Here is a 24,171-nt window from a genome sequence, read left to right on the forward strand (position 1 = left end):
GCCGTGATGGTCGTGTACGCGACGACGGAAGACCTCGCCGACTTCCTGGTCACGATCCCGGTGTGGCCTGGCGCTGAGCGGCACCTCCGGCAGGCGTCCGAAGACATCGACGACCTGCTGATCGGCGCGGTGTACGACGTCGACACCAACCAGATGCCCACAGATCCCCGGATCCGCGAGGCGGTCAAGCGTGCCACTTGTGCGCAGGCCCACTTCATCCAAACGGGTGGGGATGAAACCGGCGCCAAGAGCGGTTTCTCGTCAGTCAGCGTCGGAGGCGTCAGCTACTCCCGTAGCTCTCAGGTGACCATTGGAAGCGGGAGAGCGTCGCAGGAGTTCAGTCCACGCACGCTCCGGATCCTGCATGTCGAAGGACTACTTCCCGTCCGACCGCGCACAAGGTCCGGCGGCAGCGGGGCGCCGTGACCTCGCTGGGTACCGGGTCACTCTTCCGGTGGTGAGTCCTGATTTCCATCCTCAGACGGCGCATCAGGATCCTCCGCTTCACGCTGGGAGTAGTCCAGCTCACGCCTACGGCGCTCGAGCATCTCGCCGACGTCCATCTCCCGGAGAAGGCGGGCAGCAATCTCCGCGAGGTCCGGGTTTTGCAGGTTACGTCGGATGATCTCCGAGTTCCACACCGCTGGATCAGGTGGGCGCAGTTCCACGCGCGGCCAGAACCCCCTGCCTGGCCTGTAGCTAAGCCTTTCGAGAAGCTGTCCCTCAAGCGGGCTGGCTGCCTCGGTGTCTTCGTCGGCCTCCCTGCTCATTTCCTCGGCCTGTGTGATCGTCGCCGTGCTGACCTTGGCGTCCATGTACTCGTTCGCGAGGCTGAGGAACGTTCGGACGTTGACCAGGTGGAACGCCTGCCCCGTCTTGGTGCGCATCTCCGCAACGAGTTCCGGACGCGGGCACTGCCGCTCGGTGAACCAGTCCTTCTTCTCGTCGTTGCTGACTAGTAGGACCGGACGTTGGCTTGCGGTGGTCTTCTCGATCACCTGGGCCCATACCAGGTAGTCGCCGATGGCGCGGTCCGCTGGCTTATCTGCGTCCATGTAGCCGGGTGGAACAAGGTAGGCGTACCTGCGGGAGGCTTCGTCCCGGGCTGCGTCCATGTCGTCCAACGGCTCACCGATTTTGCCAGCGAGAAGCTCTTCGATCTCGACGAGAATCGGGTCTTCGTCCTGGCAGTCCTTCGCTTTCAGACCGAAGGTGAAGGCCGCCTCCGTGCCGGTGCGGACATCTTCCTGAGCCGTCTTCACGATCTTTCGCAGGTCGGCCACCTGGTCGCGTGAGAGCCCGCGGCGGGCACCGAAGTCCGCGATCTCCTTGACCACCTGGTCGAAGGACCTCTTCAGCGACCTGTTCAGGTCGGCTGTGGCCTTTGCGCATTCGTCGATGACATCGAGTCGGTTCTCTAGGAACTCCTGCGCCACCCGGTGGGGAACCCACAGGCGGCCCTCCAACAGTTCCAGCGTCCTTAGGAACTCCCGGCGCCCCGTGGCATTCAGACGGTACGCGGCAAAGAGCGCGTTGGTGTCGAGGACGACCAGGCCCTCTTTGATGTGCATGCGCAGCCGGTCCTGGCTCGGTTCCCTGTATTCGGGGAACAGGTCGCGCAGCTTTCGGGGGGCTGGGGCGGGCTGCTCGCCGTCGTGCTGATCTGCCACGTGCAGCAGCGTAGAGCGCTGTAGTCGGCTCCCGCGCGCCGTTTTCAGGGCACATGCGGTCAGCCGCGATGCTGAAAGGAGGCGACGTGCTGCCCATCGTGACGGACCTGGTCACCATCGTCCGCGCCCTCCTGATCACCGGATACGGCAACGCAGTCACCTACGACTGGGGCCCCGATGTGTCCCGGGCAACCGTAGAGGCGTGCGTCGAACCGAACGGCTCGGGCGAGGCGACCGGCGGCCGCGACACCGTCACCGTTCACATCCGCGTCTTCTTGCACCCCGGAACCGACGTGAAGGCGACCGACCGCATCGAGTGGAACGGCAACACCTACGAGGTCGACGGGGAGCCGCAGCGCTGGCCTGCCCCGACCGGCGGCGGCGAACACCATGTCGAACTGACCGCCACCTACACCGCTGGAGGTTGACGGTGCCGGGCTGGGAGTTCAACGAGGCCGCGATCGCCGACTTGGTCAACGCCGAGGGCGTCCAGGCCGCCGTGGACACCGTCGCGGCTGCCGCCGAGGCCGCCGCGGTGAAAGCGTGCCCGATGAACGTTGGGCGGCTCGTCGCGACCATCAGCATCGAGCGGGACGGCGCCGGCCGGTGGGTGCAGTACGGCAACGACACCGACGCCCGCTACGCCCCCTACATCGAGTGGGGCACCCGCCCGCACATCATCACGCCGAGCACCAAAGCGGCCCTGTACTGGCTGGGCGCCCACCACCCGGTCGCCCGCGTCCACCACCCCGGCACCCCGGCGTTCCGCGTCATCACCGGCGCCGCCCTCCAAGCAGCGATAGGAGCTTGATCCCTGATGATGCAGTTGCGCGTCGCGTTCTGGTGCACGATCGACGGCACCCGCTATCTCCCCGGCGACGAGGTCACCCTCGACGACGACGCCCACGCCACTCAGCTCATCCGCGACGGGCTGTGCCGCCCGTGGGACAACGACGACGCCCCCGCCATCACGGCTGAGGGCGCTGCGGCCGATCCCGGACCGGCTGCGGTCCCCGTCCCGGACCGCACCGCCTCCAAGGCCGAATGGTCCCGTTACGCCGTCGCGCAGGGCATGGGTGAGGACGAGGCCCGTGACATGTCGAAGGCCGACCTGGTCGCCCGTTACGCCCCGGCTTCGTCATAGCTCCCCCTCCGTCAGTTGCTTTGGTCCCCGCGGAGAGCGTGCAGGATGGCGGCTTCCTGAGCGGCGTCGCGGAGGAGAGGCGGGCCTTGGGTGAGTGGGTAGAGCGCGCAGCGGGCGGCGGCGAGCGGCTCTGGCCACAGCGCGCCTTTCAGCGCGTTGACGAACCATGCGCGCATGTGGGCGGCCGTCCGCTGGTCGTCGCTCATCTTGTGTTGGGCAGAAGGGTCGTTGAGCGATCCGCCCGCCTGACGTGAGCGGATCAGCCAGGAGCGGATGTGCGTGCCGAGTTCGGATTCCGGGGAGATGGTGACCGGTTCGCCTCGCTCGGCTGCGGCGACCGCTTCGGCGAGTCCGGGGGTGGTGTGGAGGTTCAGGACGGTGGCCAGGCGCATCGTCTCGCGCGCGGCGACGGTGCGGAGCAGGCGCGGCGGGGCCGCTTCGAGGGCGGCCCTCATGCCGGAATCTGTAGGGCCGTGGGGGAGCGATGGCGGGGCACCGTTGAACCAGGGCTCGATCTCGGCGGACAGGACCTGCCCGGTCAGCGTGTCCGGGTGCGGGACCGCGCCGGTGATCAGGCCCGCCAGCAAGAAGGCTGGGATGTAGGCGCGGGAGATGTAGGTATCGTCCTCGTCCTCGTCCTCGGGGGGCACCGGATCGAGACCTGCCGCGCGCATCTTGCCGACAAGGCGGTCGGGCTCGCTGCCCCACCGCACCTGAGGCCAGGTGGGTTCAAAGCCGGTGACCAGCGTGCCGTCCACGGCGTAGCGGAAGCCGTGATCGGCGTACTCGTGCCGTTGTACCGAGACGACCTCGGTGCCTCGCGACAGCGCCGTCAGCGGCTCGATGAGCGAGGCTTTAAAGCCGTCGGGCTCGATCAGTAATGCCCACGTGCCGAGGTTCAGCACGAATGCGAAAACGGGGTAGCCGGCCTCGTAGGAGTAGTAGGCGTCTTGTGCTTCCTGCAGGGTGCGGGGACGCAGCGTGTCGGGGACAGCACCCAGGCGCTTCAGCGCTTCGGTCTCCTCGACCTGCTTGATGAAGGTCAGGCAGAAGATCTCACCGAGGCTTTCGATCCATGCGACGTCGCCGTGCGTCACTTCGAGCATGGCTCCTCCACGTAAGCCGATGACATGGTCCGGCGATCATGTCAATGCCCAGTGACAACTACGGCGCCATCGGCGCTGGCAGCCTTCCGATCCCTTCGCCGTGACGATGTAGTCGAAAGGGCTCGTCTGTCCGTAGTAGAGACGAGCGGAATTTCCGTGAAGAACGCGGTCACGATCTGTCCGTTCGGCGTCGGCTGGTCCCCAGCAGCGGCCTGCGCATGGTGAGCCGCGCAGGCTCCAGGTAGAGGAGTGCGCCGGTGAACGACCAACAGCCGACTCGCCGAGACCAGCGAGTCGTCGAGACCATCGCCGCCGTCCTGTCGGCCGGGCTATCCGCGGCAGCGGCCACGGCCACGCTGCGGAAGGCACTCGCCCCGCTTCGCCTGGCGGGCGCCGCCGTCCGCGCCGCGATCGACCTTGGCCGCCGCCTCCCCGCGATCGCTTCCCACCGCACGCTCCGAAGCCGCTTGCGTGCGGGCTCGCAACGCCGCAGCGACGCGATGCGGGCTGGACCGGCAGGCAGCGCCCGTCTCACCGCCTACTGGTATCGCGCCCGGTATCTGGTGAACGCGGCCCGCCGATTCCATGCCGCCGTCAAGGCGCGCGCCAGGAGAGAGTCCGAGGCCGATGCGATCCGCAAGGCGATGCGCGCGGAGCGCCGGTACCTGAGCCAGCACCTGGCCGCCCAACGCAACCGTGTCGCCGCCCGGCGCGAGGTAGAGCGGATGGTCGCGATCCACGGTGACAGGCTCGGCTGGTTCGCGGTCCGCGACGGCGCCACGACCAGCGACTGCTCCCACGCCCATGGGCGGGACTTCCTGGTGTCGTGGCCCCCCAGCATCGGCTTCCCCGGCGCTGTGCATCCGCGCTGCCGATGCCGTCCGGTAGCCCCGTGGGGCGCCCCGTTGCTCTCGTAGGTACGCGCCGCTCTGGCGGTTCTCCGAGACGGCGAAGCGGCCGCGAGGCGTTCGGGGCGCCGGCCTCGCTGCGCAGAGAGGGAGGCACGAAGTGGTCGTCTGGCCGGACGCGGAACTCGTCGTCATCGACTACTTCACCGAGGTCCTGGACAGCGTGTGGGCGTGCAACCAGCTCCCGCCCGCCGAGGAGTTCAACGCCCGGCTTCCGATCATCGACGTGACCCGTGTCGCCGGTCTGCGTGTCGCCGACACCTGGTCGGACGGCTACCTGGCCGACGAACCGGTCATCGACCTCGACATCTGGGCGGCCACTCCCGAGTCCGGCGCGACCACCGCGGCCCGGTCGGTCGCCGCGCTCGTCGCGATGCGCGGCTACCGGGCGCACGGCGCCGCCGTTGGGCGCGTCAAGGGCATCACCGGCCCCCGGCCGCGCCCGGACGTGTCGCAGACCATCACCCGGCTCGGCGTCACCGCGACGGTGCCGCTGCGCCTGATCTGAGCTGCCGGATCGGACCGGCCTGATCCGAGCTGGCCTAACCCGCGAACCCTGGCCGACCCGCGAGCACCACCCCCGCCACCACCGGCGGGTTTTCGCATGCCCGCAACCTGGAGGAGCGGATGGGCAACACCGAGAACGTCAGCGCCGGATCCAAGGGCTACGCCTACTTCGCCGACATCGGCACCACCGCGCCCCTGGACATCGTGTCGCCGTGGCCGGCCGGTTGGGGCGACGCCGGAATCATCACCGACGAGGGCCTCACCGAGGCGCTCGCGCAGGAGCAGGTCACCCACATGGGGTGGGGCATCCCCGGCCCGATCCGGCGCGAGCCGAAGGACCGCACCACCACCTTCAAGCTCACGCTCACCGAGACCACCGCGATGGCCTTGAGCCTGTACTACTCGGTGCCGATCAAGGACATGGACACCGTCGGCGACGGCGACGACATCGGGGTCGCGTTCGACGACCCGGAGACCGCATCAACGGTCTCGATCGCGCTGGGCATGGACGTGATCGACTCGCAGACGGGCAGGTTGTTCCGCTACATCGTGCCGCGCGCCGAGGTCAGTGACCGCGACAACATCCAGGACAACGCGGACAACCTGCACCAGTACGGGCTGACGTTCACCGCGATGGTGCCAGTCACGGGCGGGTCTCCGGTGCGCCGGATGATCTCCAAGGTCCCGATTCCCACCTGACCGGCGGCCCTTCAAGACCAGTGGCCGGGACGTCCTTTCGCGGGTGGCGTCCCGGCCACTGCACCACCTACCCACGACCCGCGTCCCCCTTCCTCCGCCGCCGCGCCAGCGCGGTGCGCCCCCTTCTACCCGCGAGGAGACACCCCCGATGGCCAAGGCGCGCAAGTCCTACAACCTCGCCGAGCGGCGCCGTCAGCGCGCCGAGGCGTTCGGCGGCATGACCTATCCGATCGACGGCGAGGACGGCCAGGTCGTCGAGATCCCGTACATGGCGTTCTGGTCCGACCAGCTCACGCACGCCGTCTGGGACGGCGACTACCCCGGCGACACCGAAGTGCTACGGATGGCGATCCGCGAGACCTGGCCGGAGGAAGCCGATGAGCGGCTCGCCGCGTTCGAGGACCTCGGGCTCCAGACTGGCGACGTCATGGAGATCATCGGTGAGGTCCTGAAGGTCAAGCCCACCGACGACGAGGAGACCAGCACCGCCGACGCCGACGAGGACGGTCGGGACGAGGGCACCGAGCCGGGCCCGGGCAGCGTACCGGCGAAGGCCGGGAGCCTGGGAAAGTCGCGGAACTCCTCCACGCGATAGACGACCACGGGCCGCTCCTGGCGGCCGACTTCGCCCACTACTTCCCCGGCCGGGACCCGCTCGTGGAATGGCGCCGGGGGCGGATCCCGCTGATCGAGCTGTACGGGCTGTGGGAGTGGCTGCCGTCCACCTCGGCGACCAAGACGGCGATGGCCGGTGTGGTCGATGACCGGCGCTGGGGAGACACCGAGTGGCTGCTCGCCGCGCAGGTCACGCACCTTCGGACGCTGCTGCAGGTCGCCTGGGCCGGGTTCCGGCTCCCCGGCGACACACCGACGTTCGAGCCCGTCCGTGCACCTCGGACCGCCGCTGACGTCGCAGCAGACCGTAAGAAGGCGCGCGAGAAGGCCGAAGCCGACCGCCTCCAGGCGGCGCGCATGGCCTACCTCCGCACGCTCCGCCCGCCGCCACGGTAGACAAGGAGCCAAAACCCGGAGATCACGAATACCCCTGGCGCTTCGACGTAGGATGTCGACATGGCGATGGAATCCGCGCAGCCCTCACCGGTATATGTAGACGCCGAAGAACGAATCATCTACACCCGACGGATACTCGCCTTCGCGCAAGAATTATTTACTCGGTTCGACGCATTCTACGATTCCGTGGATCAGTTGCTGGCTGAACATAACCTGGCGGGCGATACGCCATTCGAATCCAGGATCTTCAGCAAGCCGCGCCCTGAAGCTATCTTGATGGCCATCCATAGGCGGATTCCTTGCGGGTCCGTCGACTCGGCTGGACTTCTGGCGGACGTTGCGGACCGATTGGCCGGTCTTGGCGTGGACGTCGCTGGTCCGGCACCGACGGGCGGCGGGTTCGGAGATGAAGATTCATGGGCACTCGTGCTGTCGCCCAGCCGAACGATGCCCTTGACCTGGCCAAATTATCGATCCCAGGTGCGTGTGGATGGCCTCATGCTGAGTTGCCGAGTGCACACCTGGCATGCCGACAGCGTGGAGTACGGGCTCGAACTGGCGGGTCTGGCTGATCGCGCGGATCGCCAAGCGATCCCCGACGAACGCGAAGCGTTCACGAACTTGAGTATCAGTGTCCCGTTCGATGAGGATACTGCTGCCGATGTTGCCGACCTCGTCCACCTCATCCTTGGACGCGACGTCACCGTTCCGATCCCCAAGGTGCCGCAGCATCAACTGGTCGCCGGTGTCGGTGACGCAATCGACTCGATCTCAACGGCGGTTTCGGCGCTTTCTTCGGCTGTCTCCGCAGCCGCCGCGTGGCAGGCGATCCGCAGAAGCGACAACCGCCACCAGGCCGCTCCTCCCGAGTCGAGTTCCCCACCGGATGGTGAGGATGGGCGCCCTGCTGACTGACTCCCCGCGAGGGTCCGGGCTGCCGCATACACCACAAGCTGAGCATTGGCGTTAAGGCGCTGACCGAAGCTTCGACGCGCGTTGCTCGGCACTATCCCACCGGAAAACGGAAGGGGATGGTGCGGCATGGCCGATCACGACGGCGGCCGGGTACGGATGCAGATCCTCCCGCAGGTCAACCCGACCGAGTTCGGCCGCCAGATCAAGGACCGCCTCGACTCCAAGGTCGCCGAGGTCGGCGCGCAGCTCGGCCGCAAGCTCGGCAAGGCGATCTCCCAGGGCGCCAAGGCCGGATTCGTCGTCGGCGACGTCGTCCAGGCCGTCCGCGACGCCCAGCAGCGCGTCACCGACGAGGCCGGCAAGGTCGGTCGCGCCGCCGGCCGGGAGCTGGCGCGCAACCTCAAGGCCGAACTCGAGGCGCGGCTCCAGACGCTCCGGATCCCGGAGGCGACCGTCCGGGTGCGGCTGGAACTCGATGAAGCCTCCTTCGAGGAGGTGCGGGCGCGGCTCGCGAGCCTGGGCCCGGTCACCGTCCACGTCAACGTCGACCTTGACACCGCTGCGGCGCTCGCGCGGCTGGCGGCGCTGCGCGCCGAGGCGGACCGGCTGTTCGGCCGCGGCATCCAGATCAACGCGGGCGTCAACACCGGCGCCGCGTCCGCCGCGATCTCCGGCCTCGGCATGCAGCTCGCGGCGCTCGCCGCGATCCCGGTCGGCACGGCGCTGGCGGCCGGTCTCGGGGCGGTCGCCTCCGCGGCGCTCGCCGCCGGCGCGGGCACCGCCGGGTTCGCTGCCATCGCGATCCCCGCCGTCAAGCGGGTCGGGGAGGCGCTCCAGGCGCAGAAGGCCGCACAGGACGCCGTCAACACCTCCACCTCGACCGGCCTGAACACCGCCGACCAGGCGCGGCTGCGCGCCCTGCAGATGGTCGGCGCCGAGCAGCAGCTCACCAACGCCAAGGCGCAGGCCAAGCAGGCGGAGGAGGCGCTCACCCAGGCGCGGATGGACGCCCGCCGCGCCATGGAAGACCTCAACAACCAGGTGAAAGACGGGGCCCTAGCCGAGCGGCGCGCGGCCCTGTCGCTTCAGGAGGCACGCCAGAACCTCAGCAAGACCCTCGCCGACCCCAAGGCGACCGAGCTTCAGCGCGAGCAGGCGCGGCTCGCAGTGGACGAGGCGCTCCAGCAGCTCGACGAACAGCGGCTGGCGACCAAGCGGCTGCGGCAGGACAAGGCCGCCGCGGACCGCGCCGGGATCAACGGCAGCCAGCAGGTCAAGACCGCGCAGCAGCAACTCACCCAAGCGCTCCAGCAGGTCGCCGCGGCGCAGCGGCAGATCACCGCGCAGCGAATCCAGGACCGCATGGCGCAGCATCAGGCCGCCGCCGCGACCAACGCCACCTCGGCGGCGCAGACCAAGCTCGCCAAGGTCATGGGGCAGCTGTCGCCGGCCGAGCGGACCCTGATGAAGGACTGGGAAGCCTTCACGAAGGTCTACAAGGACTGGGTCCGCGAGCTGGAGCCGGACGTCCTGCCGGTCCTGTCGCGCGGCATCGGGCTGGTCAGCGACAACCTCGACCGCGCCAAGCCGCTGGTGACCGGTGCCGCCCAGGGGTTCACGCTGCTGGAGAAGAAGGCCGAGCAGGCGCTCGACGGCCCCTTCTATAAGGAGTTCTTCCGCAGCCTCGGGATCGAGGCGCCCGTCGCGATCACCCGGTTCGGAATGATCTTCGGGCACACCATCACCGGCATGGCCGCCGTCCTGATGGCGTTCGAGCCCGAGATCCAAGCCGTCCTCGACCACCTCGACCACGGCGCCCAGAAGTTCGAGGACTGGGGCAAGTCCCTGAACGGCAGCAACGGGTTCACCGAGTTCATCAACTTCGCCAAGACCAACGCCCGCATCGTCGAGGGCGACATCGAGGCGATCGGGAAGGCGCTGCTGGAGGTCGGGAAGGACGTCGCCCCGGTCACGACCTTGTACCTGGCCGGGATCAAGCCCCTCGCCGAGGGCGTCGCGTCGATCGCGCGAGACGCGCCGGAGCTGTTCCAACTCGGCGCGGCACTCCTGATCGCCGCGAAAGCGTCACGGATGCTCGGAATCACCTCCCTGGCCTCGGGCCTGCTGGGCAGCGGGGCCGCGGCCGGCACGGCGGCCGGCGGGATGGGGCGGCTCGGCGCAGCGCTGCGGATCCTGGGCGGCGCGATGATGGGCGTGCGCGGCGAAGCCGTCACCACCCGGATCGCGCTGCTCGGCCTCACCCGGCTCGGTGCCATCATCGGGACCGTCGCCGCCGTCGGGTACGGAGCCAACGCGTTGCAGAACAAGCTGATGGGCACCACGCAGTCCACGGACGCCCTGGTCAAATCGCTGACGACGCTCGCGCAGACGGGCAAGTACACCGGTGCGTGGGCGCAGCAGTTCAAGGGGTCGATGCTGACCGGCCGCAACTCCATCGAGGAGTTCCAGCGGGCCGCGCAGGAGATCGCCGACCCGAGCTTCAAGCAGAAGTTCCTCGACCACCCGTTCGCGCAGCTCACTCACTGGCTCAGTCTCGGGACCTACGACACGGCACTGTCGAAGTACAAGGACGACTTCAAGCAGCTCGACACGGCGCTGAAGACCATGGCGCAGGGCGGGCAAGTCGACGCGGCCGCGTCGGCGTTCGCGAAGATGTCCGCGCAGCTCCAGCAGAGCGGCATCGGCCTCGGCAAGATCAAGGAGCTGTTCCCGCAGTACACGGCGCTGGCCGGGTCGGCGGGGTTCCAGACCCAGTCGCTCACTGACAAGCTGCGCGCGCAGAACCAGCAGCTCGCCGACAACGCGCACGCCTTCATGTCCAGCGAGCAGGAAGCGATCGACTACCGCAACGCCCTGAACTCCGGGAAGGAGGCGCTGGACCGCAATGGGAGGGCGTTCTACGGCAACAGCGCGGCCGCCTTGGACAACCGGCAGCAGATCATCAACACCGCGCAGGTAATCCAGCGGTTCGCCGATGACCTGGTGGCGACGAACCAGGTGTCGGCGAAGAACGTCGCGGTCCTGCGCAAGCAGCGCGACGGCCTGGTGGAGATGGCCACCCACTTCGGGCTGTCCCGCAAGGAGGCCGCCCGGTACGTCGACCAGTTGGTGAGCATCCCGAGGACGACCGGCACCGATGTGACGGTGAACGCCAAGGGCAAGCTGTCGATGAAGGGCCTGGAAGGGCTCGTCAATGACCCGGTCCTCGGCGGGATCCTCAAGGGGCTCGTCGGGAACGCCGGTGGTGGTCTAATCACCGGTTCTGGGGACCCACGCGGGGATGGGCTGCTGACCCGGATCTCGCCGGGCGAGATGGTGATCAACGCCGCCGCGACCGCCCGGCACCTGCCGACCCTGGCGGCGTGGAACGACGAGGGAAACAAGGGCACCGTCTACAGGGGGAAGGGCTACGCGGGCGGCGGGATCCCCAAGCCGACCGCGTGGACGCTGCCCGCCGGCCGCGAGTCCTGGACGCCAGGTTCGACGGCTGAGGGCTATGCGGGCGGCGGCATCCCCCTGACCGCCTCGCCGTACCGGCGCAGCTACCACTACAACGACGACGCTGACGAGGCGCTCGCCAAGGCACGCAAGGCCAACCAGGCGATGCTGGCCGGGGCAATCACCTACGCGAGTGGGCAGACCGCGATCGCGGCGACGCTCATCCAGCAGGCCCTGCTCGGCGGCGGCTCGGGCGTCAAGGCGGTGCAGTTCGCCGTCGCGCAGCTCGGCGAGCCGTACCGGTGGGGGGCGACCGGCCCCGACACCTGGGACTGCTCCGGCCTCACCCAGGCTGCATGGCGGGCGGCCGGGGTCTCGATCCCGCGCGTCACCTACGACCAGATCGTCTCGGGAACACCGACCACCAAGGAGGCCGCAACCGCCGGTGACCTGTACTTCCCGGACAGGGGCCACGTCATGATGGTCACCGGCCGAGGAGGCTCACAGGCGCTGATCCACGCCCCCCACACCGGCGACGTGGTGCGGTTCGCGTCCTGGAGGTCCGGCGGCGTGTACCGCCACATCGGCTCCGGGGCGCCGACCGGGGACGGCGGCGGGACCCCGAAGGCATACGCCAGAGCGCAGTTCGGTGAGTTCGAATGGGGCGGCAACCAGTGGTCGCCGCTGGACCGGCTGTGGACGCGGGAGTCCGGCTGGAGATGGAACGCGACCAACCCCACGAGCGGCGCGTATGGCATCCCGCAGGCGTTGCCGCCGAGCAAGATGGCATCGGCCGGACGGGACTGGAAGACCAACTGGGCGACACAGATCAACTGGGGCTTGGGCTACATCGCGGGCCGGTACGGATCGCCTTCGGGAGCGTGGAACCACTCGCAGAAGACCGGCTGGTATGCCAAGGGCACAACCGGCGCCGCGCCTGGCCTGGCCTGGGTCGGAGAGGAGGGCCCCGAACTCGTCCGATTCAGCGGCGGGGAGACGGTCTATCCGCATGAGGAGTCGATGCGGATCGGCGCGCAGATCGCGAACGGGTACGCCTCCGGGACGGCCACCAGCCGACTCAAGCCCGTCCGGTCGGACCTGAAGCACATCACCTCCGACCTGGCCGGAAGCGTCAGCAAGATCAAGTCGGTGCTCGCGGATCTGGCGAACGACATCAAGAAGGCGTTCAAGGGGATCCGCTCGTCGGTCGATGACCGGCTGGTGTCGTATCTCGGCAAGGCGAGCAAGGCTCTGCAGGGCTACGCCAAGCAGCGCGACAAGCTGGCTTCGACGATCAAGACCGCCAAGCAGTTCGCCACCGACACCGGCAAGAACGCGGCCGAGTTCGCCGGGCTCACCGGCCTGCCGACCGGCCTGCAGGCGGACTCGACGGGCCTGTACGCCACCGGGGATGTGTTCAACACGCAAGGCCTCATCTCCGGCTTGCAGACCCGCGTATCGCAGCTGAACGCCTACAACTCCAACCTGGACAAGCTGGCCAAGCTCGGGGTGTCGAAGGATCTGATTTCCCAGATCATCGCGGCGGGCCCTGACCGGGGCGCCGCTTACGCCCAGGCACTGGCCTCCGCGACACCCGCGCAGGTCAAGCAGCTCAACTCGGCGCAGGCGGCGATCGGGAAGGCGTCCACGGCGGTCGGCCAGTCCGCGGCGGACGCGATGTACGACGCGGGCACTCAGGCAGGGCAAGGGTTTCTCGCCGGCCTGACCGCGCAGCAGAAGGCGATCGAGAAGGCCATGGCCGCGCTCGCCAGGTCGATCCAGAAGAAGATCAAGAAGGAGCTGCGGATCCACTCGCCGTCGCAGGTCATGGCTGACCTCGGTGAGCAGGTCGGCGCGGGCCTGGCGGTCGGCATCGACTCCTCGGTGGTGGAGGTGAAGACGGCTGCCGAGCGGATGAGCGCCCTGGTCGTCTCGACGGCCGTCCCTTCGGCACCGGTATCGGCCGCGCCGGGGGCGGGCGGTGGCCGAGGCAGCATCGCCATCGAGCACCTCCACATCCACGAGGTCACTGACAAGGCGACCAAGCAGGCCGTCACCGACGCGCTCCACGACGTGTACGTCCTGCACCGGGCCTTGCTCTGACCTCGCCTGGCGAGGATCCGGTGCTGCTCTACACGAAGAGCGACAGGGGAAAAGCGTCAGAATGGATAGTCCGCATTTGGGTCACGGGGCCGACCTATCTGACTGGCAACCGATGAGGTGTAACCGGAGGACGCAGAGATTCCATCGAGCTGGCTAATGATCTCTTCCTGAGCGCAGAGCATGCCAACCTGGAACAGCAGCTCTGGGGTTACATCTTCCTCAGGGAGATCAGCAACGTGCTCCCTGAGGTGCGTCGAGATCTTCTTCAACGTTTCCAGGGCCGAGCCGTTCCGGAGACTACGAGTGTCCATGTCGACATCCTCGGCCAGTCAGCCCGGCAGCGGAAGTGCCGTCACACATTTGGTCTGCCTAGGCGGCGCACCGAACCTAACTCCCACAACGTTCCGCTGTGCGTTAAACCAAGGAGGCCGAGCCGAGTGCCGATCCTCACACAGCAGATCAGCGATATCGGTTCGCGTGGCCCCCGTCCGGAACTGACGACCGTGACTTGGACTAGCCCCCTCGGCGAGGTCACAGTCCTGTCGGACTGGCCGTCGGGGTACCTGGTGCAGCCGGGCGCTCGTGGGCTCGACATGCCGACATTCAAGGCGTATGAGGATGAGTCGCCGGGCATTCACGGGAACCGGCGCCGGGACACTAAGGCCAACGCCCGCGAGATCATGATCCCGATCGCGATCTACGCTGACGACAGCCGTCCCGCGTTCCTGGAGCGCAAGCGCCGGCTTCTGCGGGACCTGTCGCCGCTGGACGGTGATGGCCGGGGCACCTTGACCCTCACCGAGGCCGATGGGGCGTCCCGGTCGATCGCCGCGATCTACGCCTCCGGAGCCGAGGGTGCCGAAGACGCCGACTCGGCTGGGCGCCGCTGGATCACCTACGGCCTCACCTGGACGTGCGAGTCGCCGTTCTGGCTCGGCAGCGAGTTCTCACGCACCTTCCGCGGTGTCGGCGACGACACCCCGTTCTTCCCATCCGGTGTCCCGTGGGTCGTCAGCGACTCCCAGGTCCTCGGGACCGGCGTGAAGATCACCAACCCCGGTGACGTCCCGGCCTTCCCGGTCTGGACGATCTCCGGGCCGATCAGCGCCGCCACGTTCACTCACCCGACCGGCGGGTCCTGGACCCTCACCCGGAACCTGTCCGCGGCCGACGTCGCGGTCATCGACTGCCGCGAACGCATCGAGACCGCGATCTTGAACGGCACCGAGAACCTCTGGCCGAACATCGACGAGGCTGCCGTGCTGTGGCCGCTGCTACGCGGCACCAACGCCGTCGACCTGGTGGTGGCGGGCTCCACCAGCGCCACCACGGTGAAGGTCCGGCTCCAGCCGCGCTACCTGTCGGCCTGACCCGCGCCAGCACGCATCAGACCGCACGACCACCGGAAGGAGGTGGTGCGGCCGGTGTTCGCCCTGAAGATCCGCCGCGCCGGTGACCTCGCGCCGCTGGGAGCCCTCAGCGACTACGTCACCATGCAGGCCATCCCGCGGCACAACGCCGTCGGCGCCTGGACCCTGTCGATCTCCGCCGACAGCGACAAGGCCGTCCACCTGCTGGAGGGCAACGGGCTGATCATCCGGTTCAACGGCGCCCGGATCATGTCCGGCGACATCCAATCGGTCGACTCCACCCAGACCAGCGACGACGGCGACGCCGGGACGCTGAAGGTGTCGGGCGTCGACGACAACCAGCTCCTCAAGCAGGCCACGGTGTGGCCCAACCCCGGCCAGGACGACGCGCACCAGACCGACGGGACCTACAAGGTCTCCGGGCCCGCCGAGACGGTGATGCGCCAGCTCGTCAACGTCAACATCGGCCCCGCCGCCCGGCCCGCTCGCCGCGTCGCCGGGCTGGTCCTGGCCGACGACCTGGGCCGCGGCCCGACCGTCACTAAGCAGATCAATCAGTTCGCCAACCTCCTGGACGTCCTGGCTGACATCGGTAACTCCGCCGGCCTCGGGTTCCGGATCGTGCAGGTCGGGGCGCAGCGCCGCTTCGAGGTCTACCAGCCGCGCGCGTCCGGGCTCACGTGGAGCTTCGGTCGGGGGAACCTGTCGGAGGTCTCCTACACCAAGACGCCGCCGACCTGCACCTGCGCGATCGTGGTCGCCGGCGGCACCAGCTCCCCGCGGGTGGTGAAGGAATACAGCCGCGCGGACCCGCTCGTGCCGGGCCTGCGCATCGAGCAGTTCGTCGACAAAACCGACGTCGACACCGGGTCAGTGGACCTGGCCGCGCAGATGGACCAGGCCGCCGAAGAAGCCCTCACCGCCGGGGCGCGACAAGCGTCCCTCGCGCTGTCCCCGATCGACATCGACGGCTACCGGTACGGCATCGACTACGGCGTCGGCGACCAGGGGGCGGTGATGGTCCGCAGCGAGCTGATCACCGACACGGTCCGCGAGGTCACCCTCAACTCCGACACCTCGACCGGCGACACCGTCCGGCCCGTGATCGGCACCGCCGACGCCGCCGACTCCCAGAAGCCCAACAACGCGCTCATGAAGCTGCTGGCCGCGATCAACCGCAAGCTCCGCCTCATCGAAACGCGAGTGCCCAAGTGAGTGTGCCGACGTGACCGAGTTCTCCTACCCCTACGGCTCCAGCAAGATCAACACCGAGGACGAGTTCTCGCGCATGATGATGTGGGCCGCGCCGGACGGAGTGTGCGCGTCCTGGGGCAGCCCAGCGCTGCGGCCCGTCGCCAACGGCTCGGGCACCGTCACCGTTCCGCCGGGTGAGGCGTTCGTCCGAGGCCAGAAGTACCTCAACGACGCCGACAAGCTCCTCACCGTCCCGCCGAACAACACCAGCGCGACCCGCCTGGACTACGTCGTCCTGCGCAACGACCCGGCCAACGACCGGATCACCGCCGAGTACAAGCCCGGCGGGACCAGCCTGCCGCCGCTCGTGCAGAGCTGGACCGACGTGTGGGAGATCCCGATCGGCGCGGGCAAGGTCAAGGCCGGCGCCGCCGGCGTCCAGCCCGAGGACATGGTCGACGCCCGCTGGTTCACCGGCTGGCCCGTCGCCCCTTCCCTGCCCGGCTACCGGCCCACGCCCTACAGGGACCGGATGATCTGCGAGAACGGCGTCATCCTCACCGGCACCGGGTCGAGCTGGAAGGTCTACGACCCGTTCGAGGACACCGGCTGGGTGAACCTGGCGCCCAACGGCAGCGACGCCCCCGCCTGGTCGCCTTCCGGGGTGTCGCGGATCCGCCGACGTGATCGGCGCGTGGAGTTCCGGCTGTCGGTGAAGCGATGGGCCGACAACGGCCTCGGCGTCGCCGACGACGACGGCTCCTGCGTGTTCAACCTCGCCGCGCAGTACCGGCCGCCGCTGGAGGTGCTCGGCTTCGGCTACGGCAAGGTCGCCCGACAGTCCCCCCTCGCGATCAACGTCGAGACAGGCGGCGACGTCCGCGTCCGGCCCCTGGTCAACGACCTCCCCGCCTCACGCACCGTGCAGGCGGTCCTTTCCTGGTTCCTCGACTGACGGGGGAGACGTGGCAGACAGACACTGGTTCGGGCAGACCCCGAGCGACTGGGCGTTCAAGGTCGGTGACGGGAACACCGTCGTCCTCGACCCGGACAAGCCGCTGACGTTCTGGTCCCAGCCCGTCGGCGGCCAGCAGTACGACGACCTCTTGGACGAGGACGGCAACAAGATCACCGAAGGTCGGTCCGCTAGCGGACTCGGCGATCTGCCCCCCGGAGCCATCCCCCGGCTGCAAGGCCCTCCCGGCGTCTGGCTCATGTGGGTCGATGGCGGCGCCGGTGTGCGCTTCGCGATGCTCGCCATAGACCTCGGCGACACCCTGGCGCTGGTCCCCGACGCCGTTGCGGCGGTCACCACGATCCAGGCAGCGCTGGCCGCGCTCGCCCAGGTCGCCCGGACCGGACTCTACGGCGACCTCGCGGGCGCGCCCGTGCTGGCGCGGGTCGCCACCACCGGCCGCTACCCCGACCTCAGCGAACTGCCCGCCCCCGGCCTGCAGATCGTCATCAAGGACGGCGACGGCTGGCCGACTCGCGCCAGCACCGCCCCCGACTCCACCCGGCCCGCCATGTGGATCGGGACGTCCCCGGCACCGCCGAACGGTGGCGCCTACGCCCTCGACACCGACCTGTGGGTGGCCGTCGCGTGATCGTCATCTACGTCCTCAAAGACGGGGTCTGGAAGGCGGCGGGTCGCGCGCCGGTCCCCCCGCCTCCGCCGCCCAACTCCAGGCCCTACGGCTCCGGCCCTTATGGCGTCGGTCCCTACGGCCGCTAGCACCCCCAGGAGACGCCCATGTCGAGCCTGACCGTCACTCTGTCCGGGAAGCTGCTGGACCTCATTACCGGCAACGGCGCCTTCACGCCGCAACTGCCGCTGCGCCTGGCGCTCATGACCGAACTCGGCGACGACACCACGCCCGGCATCGAGGTCGCCGGCGGCGCCTACGGCCGCCAGGTCGTCGCCTTCGGACCCCAGGTGAACAAGGTGTCTCGCAACTGCGCCGCGTTCGGGTTCACGGCGATGCCGGAGGTCAGCGTGGTCGGCGGTGAGCTCTACGACGACAGCGGCCTGCGGATGCTCTACGGACCGCTTTCCAAGATCATCAACTGTAACGACGGCGACGACATCCCCTTCGACGTCGGCGCCCTCGCCCTGACGATCGCCTGATGGGCCTCGTCGCCCGCTGGTACGGGCACGACCTGGCCGATGGGACCGCCCTCGACGCCACCACCGCGGGGCCCGGCGACACCCCCTTCGACACCGCGACCGCCGGAGCCGCGCACGTGGACGTCTCCGGGCTCCATCCTCCCCGGATACGCCTGGACCAGCAGCCCTCCAGCCCGGCGCAACTGGTGTGGTCGGCTGCCACGCTCGGGGCCTTGCAGAGCTACGCGGTCCGCGCCTACCTGCAGATGAGCGCTTGGCCTTCGGCGGGCGCACCGCTGGCCCAGGCATACGGGAGCGGCAACACCGCATTGCGGTGGCGGATCGACATCACCGTCGCGGGCCTGCTGAGGCTTCGCGACGCCAGCAACAACGTCATCGCGACCGCCACCACCGCGCTCCCGGCTGGCGAGGAGTTGAGGCCCGAGATCGTCATCGACGGCACCGACGCGCTGGTGACGGTGCACGCCGGAGACGACGAGAGCGAGCCGTTGGTGTCGCTGTCCGGCTCGGTCGGCAACGGCGCCGACGCGATCCGCTTCGGATCCCCGAACGCGGCGCCGACGTGGCCCGCGCTCTACTTCGCCGCGCCGGCCGTCGCCGACACTGCCGCCCCGATCGGCGCGCGCAGCCACGCCGCCTCCGGAACCTGGACGACCGACGCCGCCCTCACCGCCGCTCCCCGCGTCCGCCACCACGCCACCGCGATGTGGGAGGCCGACACCGGATGGGACGCGACGCCACACGCCCACTACGCGTCCGCGGACTGGGCCATCGAGGCGGCCCTGGCCATCGACACCGGTATCTCGCCGCTCTATGTACAGGCAGGCGGGGAGTGGCGGCCCGCCGACGTCCGGGAGATGACCGGCGGGGCTTGGCGCCTGTCCTAGCCCAATCGGAGCAGGTGAGATGGCAGAAGGGCCTCTTATCCTCGCTGGCGTCAAGTCGGCGAGGATAAGAGGCCCCGTGGCCTGGCGGGTTAGTGGTGCTTGGGCGGGCGCCCTCGCTTCTTTTTCGAGCTCTCGGGCTCTTCCGCGTAGCCGTCGTCGTCTGCGTCGTCTTCGATGTGCGTCGCGGCCCTGGGCGCGCGCCCTCGCGGCCGCTGTTCCCCGTCGTCATGCGCTTGCGGCCTGGGCCGCGGACGCCCGCGCCTCATCTCGCCCACCTGCTGCGCAGCCTCGTGTTCCGGCTCGTCATCGGACATAGATCCCCCCGTTTCCGTCACGGCTGTCCGTCGGTATACATAGCCGTGCTCTCGTGCGGCAAACGATCAAGGTGCAGCCCAGCCGACCACCAGGTTCATGCGACGCGGGGGTGAGCCCTGGGCTCGTCGGAGGGCGTCTTCGCCGCCCAAGCGAGCGAGGACCTCCGCTTGGGCGGTGGCATGCGGCTGCCCGAGTGGGTTCCTATCTCTTCGCCTTGGGGGTGGCCAGTCTGTTCCCGCTCCAGTGCCGGCTGACGCTGATGATCTTTGTCTGCGAGAGGCCGGCAGTCTTGGCGGCCTCTTCGATGTCGCTGGGCTCGATGTAGCCGCCCTGGCCGCTCTTGGGGGTGAGAAGCCAGATGTCACCGCCCTCGTCGAGGGAGCCGATGGCATCGACCAACTCATCGGCGAGGTCGCCGTCTCCGGCGCGGAACCACCGCAGCACCACATCGGCGACGTCGTCGTAGTCATCGTCGACCAGGTCCTGCCCGGTGATCGACTCGATCCCCGCGCGGAGGTCGTGATCGACGTCATCGTCGTGGCCGATCTCTCGAACGACTTGGCCGTGTTCGAACCCGAGCCGGGTCGCCGGGTTGGTCTGCGCTGTTGTCATGGCGGTGTCCTTTGCTGAAGGTACCTGTGACGGTGTCGTCGAACCGAACCCTCCATACCCAAGTGAAGTCGACTGACTACCCATCGTGACGACTCGTTGACCCTCCTTCCGGAGGATCTTTGAGGCCCGGCTGAGATGCCTAGCTGGCCCCGGATTGCAGACGCCGCTGTGCACCGCTGATTCCGCTGCCTGCGCACCGCTGGAAGATCCGCGACCAACAACCACGAGGCGCTTCGTGATCCTCGCCGCCAAGTCGTCATCTGCTGGCGACGCATCGTCCGCTGATTCTGTTAGGACCCCTTAGAGGAGACCCGTGGCCGTACCGTTCGACATCACCCTGCCCGTCCCCGGTGGCAGTACCGACGCCTGGGGCTCCGCGATCAACGGCACGCTGGGCGCCATCAAGGCCCGTATCAACGACGAGGCCGTCTCCCGCGGCGTCCCGCTGGATGCTTTCGCGGGGGCCACTGACGACGACAAGCTGACCCAGGCGCTGTCGTATGTGGGGCAGCAGACCTACAAGCCCGCCATCGTGCTCGGGCAGCGGTCCATGGAGTTCAAGCGCACCCGTCAGGTCTTCAACGGGCTCGCGTTCACCGGCGCGCTCACCGGTAACGAGTTCCGTTACAACCAGCGCATCAGGGTCAGCGTGCCCGGATCCGGCTGGCTGGACCTCCCTCCAGGCCAGCCCAAGGGGATCTATATCGGCAACCTGAGTTTTGAAGGCGACTCAGGAACCAGCTTTTTCGTGGATCGCGACAACACGGGGCCGGTGCTGTGGGCGTCGCATTTCGAGAACCTCGCCTTCAACCTGTTCAAACACGTGATGTGGGGCGCCCATACGGCAGTCACGTTCTCGGGGTTCTGGGACGTCAACAACAGCTACGACACGCCTTTCAAGTTGTGGGGCAGCGACAACACGTACTGGACTGATGGGATGCTCATTGACTCTCCGAACATGGGGAGCGGCAACCGGTATCAGGTGTGGCTGCCGAACATGAGCAAAACCGTCGTCGGGCCCATCTTCATCACGGCGAAATCCAACATCTGCGGACTTCGCATCGACGGCGGTCGCGGCGTGGTGTTGGACGGTATCCGGTTCGACGCCCAAGCTCAGGCGGGTAATCCCACGTGGGGCAGCCAGTTGCTCATCACCGGTGGAAAGCTCGTCCGGGTCCGCGACTGCTGGTTCTACGGCGGAATGTCGCAGCCGGACTCCACCGGCCACACCAACCCGGCCTACGACAAGGGCATCCTCACGATCACCGGCGGGAGCAACATCGTCGTGGACGGCGCGATGTTCAGCGACGGCGACGGCTCCCAGCCGAACAAGACCGCAGCCGGTGTCCCCCACATCTACATCGGCGGCGGCTCCAAAATCCGTGTCCGTGACATTCAGGCGAGCGATACCCCCATCGTCAAACGGGCCTCCTCTGTCTCCGCCGGAACCATCGCCACCGACTCCGACGTGACGGTGGCGGTCGGATGAACTTACGGGAGGCTCCTTGACGCAGGAGCCGATGCTCGGAGAGGTCGTCCGACGGCTGGACCGCATGGAAGAGATGCTCCGCGAACTCGTGTCGGTTCAGGTTTACACCCGCGACCAGCGCGAGACCGACCGACGCATCGAAGCAACGGAAAAGAGGATCCAGCTCCTCGAACGCCGCATGGAAGACATGGCCGAAGAAAAGGACGTGCAAGCTCTGGAACGCCGCGTCGAGGACGCAGCGAAACAGAGCGGGACCAACATCCGGCAAGCCATCTTCTCGGGCCTGATCCCCGGCGTGCTGTTCCTGATCACGATCCTCATCCAAATTTCACAGGCGAGAGGCGGGAACTGATGCTCAGCCGCGTCGTCGCCCACACCCGCATCACCGGCGTCCGCGCCGCGACCGACAAGGAGGTCTGACCGATGGGCGTGTTCTCAGGAACACCCGCCGTCTTCGGCGTCGACTACGCGTGGGGCCGCCCCGGCGCGACCGCGTTGAAACGCGCCGGGGCGAAGTTCGCGTGCCGCTACCTCTCGCACGACACCACCGGCAAGAACCTCGACCGCGCCGAGGCCGACGAACTGTCGGCGGCGGGCCTGTGGCTGGTGGTGGTGTGGGAGACCACCGCGAACCGAGCGCTGGACGGCAAGGCCGCTGGGAAGGCGGACGCGAGGGCCGCCGCAGCCCAGGCCAAGGCGTGCGGCATGCCGGACGACCGGCCGATCTACTTCGCGGTCGACTGGGACGCCTCGTCCTCCCAGCAGGACGCGATCAACGCCTACCTGGACGGCGCCGCGTCCGTCCTCGGCCGCGACCGCGTCGGCCTGTACGCCGGATACGGGCCGATCGCGCGGGCGTTCGACGCCGGGAAGATCGCCTACGGGTGGCAGACCTACGCCTGGTCCGGCGGCCGCTGGGACGCCCGCGCCCAGCTCCAGCAGTACTCCAACGACCACACGATCAACGGCGTCGGCCTCGACTACGACCGCGCCGTCAAGGACGACTACGGGCAGTGGCGCGTCGGCGTCTCGCCCACCGAGGAGGACCAGGACCCCATGCCCGAATACGTGTCCGTCGGCGTCACCAAGCCCCAGAAGCTCGCGCCCGGCAAGTGGACGAACGTGAGCTGGCAGCACGACTACGCCGACACCAAGCACCAGCACGCCGACAGCGGCGGCCCGAGCATCCTGTGGGGCTCGGCCCGCTACGCGCTGACCGCCGCCGTCACGGTCACCGGAGTGCCGGCGGGCACGCTGATCCAGGCCCGCGTGGTCGAGATCGACGCCAAGGACGACAGCAGGTTCGAGGCCGGACCGCTCCAGGACTACGTCTCGACCGGCAACGAGACCAACATCGTGTACTCGCTCGGCGCCGACACGGTCCGCGCCGACCACCGCGTCCGCCTCCAGGTGACCCAGCACGGCACCGCCGCAGCGACGGTCGCTTCCGGAAGCGCGAAGGTCTTCTTCTGGCGCTGACCCCGCGCCCTCCTCATCTCCCCAGTCGGCCCCCGGCATCAGCCAGGGGCCTTCGTCATGCCCGGAGGACTCTTGCCCGTCACCTTCCGCCCCGGTCGGCGCCCGCCCATCCGCACCCGGGCCCGCGTCAAGCTGCGTCCCCACCTGCGTACCGCCATGCCGCCGCCCGCCTCGGTCAACTGGTTCGAGCACGTCGCGGCCTGGCCGATGTACATGAACGACCGCATCGGCGACTGCGCCATCGTCATGGAGGCCCATGCCCTCCAGGCGACCTCCACCTACGGGTCCGGCTCGACCATCAGCGTCTCCGACGACGACGTACTGCCCGTGTACGAGCGCGTCAGCGGCTACAACCCCGACGACCCGAGCAGCGACGTCGGCTGCATCCTGCAGGCCGTCTACGCCGACTGGCGGCGCACGGGCATCGCCGGGCACAAGGCGGCCGCGTTCGCTGAGGTCGAGCCGTCCGACCTCGACGAGATCAAGTCCGCCGTCTACCTGCTGGGGACGGTCGGGCTCGGCATCGTCGTCACCGCCCAGATGATGACCGACTTCGACTCGGGCAAGGACTGGACGCGCGCCGGCGGCCGCAGCCTCGGCGGCCACGCCGTGGTGATCGTCGGCTACGACGACACCGGCGTCTGGATCGTCACCTGGGGCAAGGTCATCAAGATGACGTGGTCGGTGTTCCGCCGCGTCGTCGACGAAGCGTGGGTCGCGATCCTCCCCGAGTGGCTGGACGCCAACGGCCTCGACCCCCTCGGCGTGGACCTGTACGGGCTCGGTGAGGAGCTGCACGCCCTCACCGGTGATCCCAATCCCTTTCCAGCGCCCGATCCCACGCCCGTTGCTCCTGGCCCGGCTCCTGCTCCGGGTCCGGACGTGGATCCGAGCGATGTGGAGCTGGCGGCCGCGCTGAAGAAGTGGCTGGCCACCACGGGCCTGTGAGCCCCTCCACCACCCCGTCTCCATCGCCCGCCCGCGTGCGAGCGCTCAGCCGACCGTGAGCCACCACCCGGCCGGGCGGTGGCGATCAGCCGCGAACGGGCCCGTCAGCTCGATCGCGGGCCATACCCGATCGCGCGCAGGCCCACGGCGCCCATCCCTCTCGGCGTCCGGTGCCGCCGCCGCCGTGTGCACGCCCTCAACGAAACGGAATCAGCCCATGCTCCAGT

Annotated in this window: 24 protein-coding genes; 21 read left to right on the forward strand and 3 right to left on the reverse strand. The window is 68.6% G+C overall.

Annotation, left to right across the window (positions count from 1 at the left end; genetic code table 11):
- The first annotated feature begins 3 nt into the window (after window positions 1-3).
- Complete coding sequence (locus tag J4709_RS19705) at window positions 4-426, forward strand: head-tail connector protein (RefSeq protein WP_208242815.1); 423 nt, start codon at window positions 4-6, stop codon at window positions 424-426.
- A 17-nt stretch (window positions 427-443) separates the two neighbouring features.
- On the opposite strand, the gene J4709_RS19710 is transcribed toward J4709_RS19705, so the two are convergent.
- Window positions 444-1,670: a PIN-like domain-containing protein gene (locus tag J4709_RS19710; protein WP_208242817.1), complete on the reverse strand. Its 1,227-nt coding sequence runs from the start codon at window positions 1,668-1,670 to the stop codon at window positions 444-446.
- Between the two features lie 86 nt (window positions 1,671-1,756).
- Between J4709_RS19710 and J4709_RS19715 the strand changes: the two genes are divergently transcribed.
- From J4709_RS19715 to J4709_RS19725, 3 genes are read left to right on the forward strand one after another with little or no spacing between them, the layout of a single operon-like run.
- The gene (locus tag J4709_RS19715; protein ID WP_208242819.1) at window positions 1,757-2,098 is read left to right on the forward strand and encodes a head-tail adaptor protein; all 342 of its coding nucleotides are present in this window, start codon (window positions 1,757-1,759) and stop codon (window positions 2,096-2,098) included.
- A gap of 2 nt (window positions 2,099-2,100) precedes the next feature.
- A complete protein-coding gene (locus tag J4709_RS19720; protein WP_208242821.1) occupies window positions 2,101-2,481 on the forward strand; it encodes a hypothetical protein in 381 nt (126 codons plus the stop codon).
- 6 nt (window positions 2,482-2,487) lie between these two features.
- The gene (locus J4709_RS19725; RefSeq protein ID WP_208242823.1) at window positions 2,488-2,814 is read left to right on the forward strand and encodes a hypothetical protein; all 327 of its coding nucleotides are present in this window, start codon (window positions 2,488-2,490) and stop codon (window positions 2,812-2,814) included.
- An 11-nt stretch (window positions 2,815-2,825) separates the two neighbouring features.
- Here the strand turns inward: J4709_RS19725 and J4709_RS19730 are convergent, their stop codons facing one another.
- Window positions 2,826-3,920, reverse strand: coding sequence for a DUF6461 domain-containing protein (locus J4709_RS19730; protein WP_208242825.1), 1,095 nt, complete (start codon window positions 3,918-3,920; stop codon window positions 2,826-2,828).
- Between the two features lie 257 nt (window positions 3,921-4,177).
- Between J4709_RS19730 and J4709_RS19735 the strand changes: the two genes are divergently transcribed.
- From J4709_RS19735 to J4709_RS19795, 13 genes are all read left to right on the forward strand, one after another.
- A complete protein-coding gene (locus J4709_RS19735) occupies window positions 4,178-4,837 on the forward strand; it encodes a hypothetical protein (protein WP_208242826.1) in 660 nt (219 codons plus the stop codon).
- A 91-nt stretch (window positions 4,838-4,928) separates the two neighbouring features.
- A complete protein-coding gene (locus J4709_RS19740) occupies window positions 4,929-5,336 on the forward strand; it encodes a hypothetical protein (RefSeq protein WP_208242828.1) in 408 nt (135 codons plus the stop codon).
- A gap of 119 nt (window positions 5,337-5,455) precedes the next feature.
- Complete coding sequence (locus tag J4709_RS19745; RefSeq protein ID WP_208242830.1) at window positions 5,456-6,034, forward strand: phage tail tube protein; 579 nt, start codon at window positions 5,456-5,458, stop codon at window positions 6,032-6,034.
- 148 nt (window positions 6,035-6,182) lie between these two features.
- Entirely contained in the window at window positions 6,183-6,629 is a 447-nt protein-coding gene (locus tag J4709_RS19750) for a hypothetical protein (RefSeq protein WP_208242832.1), read from the forward strand.
- A 62-nt stretch (window positions 6,630-6,691) separates the two neighbouring features.
- Window positions 6,692-7,045 (forward strand): hypothetical protein, encoded by a 354-nt coding sequence (locus J4709_RS19755; protein ID WP_208242834.1) that lies wholly within the window; start codon window positions 6,692-6,694, stop codon window positions 7,043-7,045.
- A 60-nt stretch (window positions 7,046-7,105) separates the two neighbouring features.
- On the forward strand, window positions 7,106-7,960 hold the full coding sequence (locus J4709_RS19760) for a hypothetical protein (RefSeq protein WP_208242836.1): 855 nt from the start codon (window positions 7,106-7,108) through the stop codon (window positions 7,958-7,960).
- A 126-nt stretch (window positions 7,961-8,086) separates the two neighbouring features.
- Window positions 8,087-13,522 carry an aggregation-promoting factor C-terminal-like domain-containing protein gene (locus J4709_RS55645; protein WP_307801375.1) on the forward strand — a complete coding sequence of 1,812 codons (5,436 nt, stop codon included), beginning with the start codon at window positions 8,087-8,089 and terminating at the stop codon, window positions 13,520-13,522.
- 680 nt (window positions 13,523-14,202) lie between these two features.
- Entirely contained in the window at window positions 14,203-14,892 is a 690-nt protein-coding gene (locus J4709_RS19770) for a phage distal tail protein (protein ID WP_372442118.1), read from the forward strand.
- Between the two features lie 54 nt (window positions 14,893-14,946).
- The gene (locus J4709_RS19775) at window positions 14,947-16,107 is read left to right on the forward strand and encodes a siphovirus ReqiPepy6 Gp37-like family protein (protein ID WP_208242840.1); all 1,161 of its coding nucleotides are present in this window, start codon (window positions 14,947-14,949) and stop codon (window positions 16,105-16,107) included.
- Window positions 16,108-16,117: 10 nt separating this feature from the next.
- The gene (locus J4709_RS19780; RefSeq protein WP_208242842.1) at window positions 16,118-17,041 is read left to right on the forward strand and encodes a hypothetical protein; all 924 of its coding nucleotides are present in this window, start codon (window positions 16,118-16,120) and stop codon (window positions 17,039-17,041) included.
- A gap of 10 nt (window positions 17,042-17,051) precedes the next feature.
- The gene (locus J4709_RS19785; RefSeq protein ID WP_208242844.1) at window positions 17,052-17,693 is read left to right on the forward strand and encodes a hypothetical protein; all 642 of its coding nucleotides are present in this window, start codon (window positions 17,052-17,054) and stop codon (window positions 17,691-17,693) included.
- Between the two features lie 146 nt (window positions 17,694-17,839).
- On the forward strand, window positions 17,840-18,214 hold the full coding sequence (locus J4709_RS19790; RefSeq protein WP_208242846.1) for a phage tail fiber protein: 375 nt from the start codon (window positions 17,840-17,842) through the stop codon (window positions 18,212-18,214).
- The gene (locus tag J4709_RS19795; protein ID WP_208242848.1) at window positions 18,214-19,101 is read left to right on the forward strand and encodes a hypothetical protein; all 888 of its coding nucleotides are present in this window, start codon (window positions 18,214-18,216) and stop codon (window positions 19,099-19,101) included. The genes J4709_RS19790 and J4709_RS19795 overlap by 1 nt, the downstream gene beginning before the upstream one ends.
- 516 nt (window positions 19,102-19,617) lie before the next feature.
- Here J4709_RS19795 and J4709_RS19800 read toward each other — a convergent pair.
- Window positions 19,618-20,028 (reverse strand): DUF3052 domain-containing protein, encoded by a 411-nt coding sequence (locus tag J4709_RS19800; RefSeq protein WP_208242850.1) that lies wholly within the window; start codon window positions 20,026-20,028, stop codon window positions 19,618-19,620.
- A 313-nt stretch (window positions 20,029-20,341) separates the two neighbouring features.
- Here J4709_RS19800 and J4709_RS19805 point away from each other — a divergent pair, with 313 nt between their 5' ends.
- The 4 genes from J4709_RS19805 to J4709_RS19820 all read left to right on the forward strand — a co-directional run bounded on the left by J4709_RS19805 (window position 20,342) and on the right by J4709_RS19820 (window position 23,944).
- Entirely contained in the window at window positions 20,342-21,517 is a 1,176-nt protein-coding gene (locus J4709_RS19805; protein WP_208242852.1) for a hypothetical protein, read from the forward strand.
- A 16-nt stretch (window positions 21,518-21,533) separates the two neighbouring features.
- Complete coding sequence (locus J4709_RS19810) at window positions 21,534-21,869, forward strand: hypothetical protein (RefSeq protein WP_208242853.1); 336 nt, start codon at window positions 21,534-21,536, stop codon at window positions 21,867-21,869.
- A gap of 71 nt (window positions 21,870-21,940) precedes the next feature.
- Window positions 21,941-22,996 (forward strand): glycoside hydrolase domain-containing protein, encoded by a 1,056-nt coding sequence (locus J4709_RS19815; protein ID WP_208242854.1) that lies wholly within the window; start codon window positions 21,941-21,943, stop codon window positions 22,994-22,996.
- 57 nt (window positions 22,997-23,053) lie between these two features.
- Entirely contained in the window at window positions 23,054-23,944 is an 891-nt protein-coding gene (locus tag J4709_RS19820; RefSeq protein WP_208242855.1) for a C1 family peptidase, read from the forward strand.
- Window positions 23,945-24,171: the final 227 nt, after the last annotated feature.

Origin of the sequence: Actinomadura violacea (assembly GCF_017573465.1) — a bacterium.
GTDB lineage: Bacteria > Actinomycetota > Actinomycetes > Streptosporangiales > Streptosporangiaceae > Spirillospora > Spirillospora violacea.

Bases quoted from the DNA above. Each gene is read 5' to 3' on its own strand.
- J4709_RS19725 (WP_208242823.1), top strand. From the start codon at position 2,488: ATGATGCAGTTGCGCGTCGCGTTCTGGTGCACGATCGACGGCACCCGC.
- J4709_RS19730 (WP_208242825.1), bottom strand. From the start codon at position 3,920: ATGCTCGAAGTGACGCACGGCGACGTCGCATGGATCGAAAGCCTCGGT.
- J4709_RS19745 (WP_208242830.1), top strand. From the start codon at position 5,456: ATGGGCAACACCGAGAACGTCAGCGCCGGATCCAAGGGCTACGCCTAC.
- J4709_RS19750 (WP_208242832.1), top strand. From the start codon at position 6,183: ATGGCCAAGGCGCGCAAGTCCTACAACCTCGCCGAGCGGCGCCGTCAG.
- J4709_RS19760 (WP_208242836.1), top strand. From the start codon at position 7,106: ATGGCGATGGAATCCGCGCAGCCCTCACCGGTATATGTAGACGCCGAA.
- J4709_RS55645 (WP_307801375.1), top strand. From the start codon at position 8,087: ATGGCCGATCACGACGGCGGCCGGGTACGGATGCAGATCCTCCCGCAG.
- J4709_RS19770 (WP_372442118.1), top strand. From the start codon at position 14,203: ATGATCCCGATCGCGATCTACGCTGACGACAGCCGTCCCGCGTTCCTG.
- J4709_RS19790 (WP_208242846.1), top strand. From the start codon at position 17,840: ATGTCGAGCCTGACCGTCACTCTGTCCGGGAAGCTGCTGGACCTCATT.
- J4709_RS19795 (WP_208242848.1), top strand. From the start codon at position 18,214: ATGGGCCTCGTCGCCCGCTGGTACGGGCACGACCTGGCCGATGGGACC.
- J4709_RS19800 (WP_208242850.1), bottom strand. From the start codon at position 20,028: ATGACAACAGCGCAGACCAACCCGGCGACCCGGCTCGGGTTCGAACAC.
- J4709_RS19815 (WP_208242854.1), top strand. From the start codon at position 21,941: ATGGGCGTGTTCTCAGGAACACCCGCCGTCTTCGGCGTCGACTACGCG.
- J4709_RS19820 (WP_208242855.1), top strand. From the start codon at position 23,054: ATGCCCGGAGGACTCTTGCCCGTCACCTTCCGCCCCGGTCGGCGCCCG.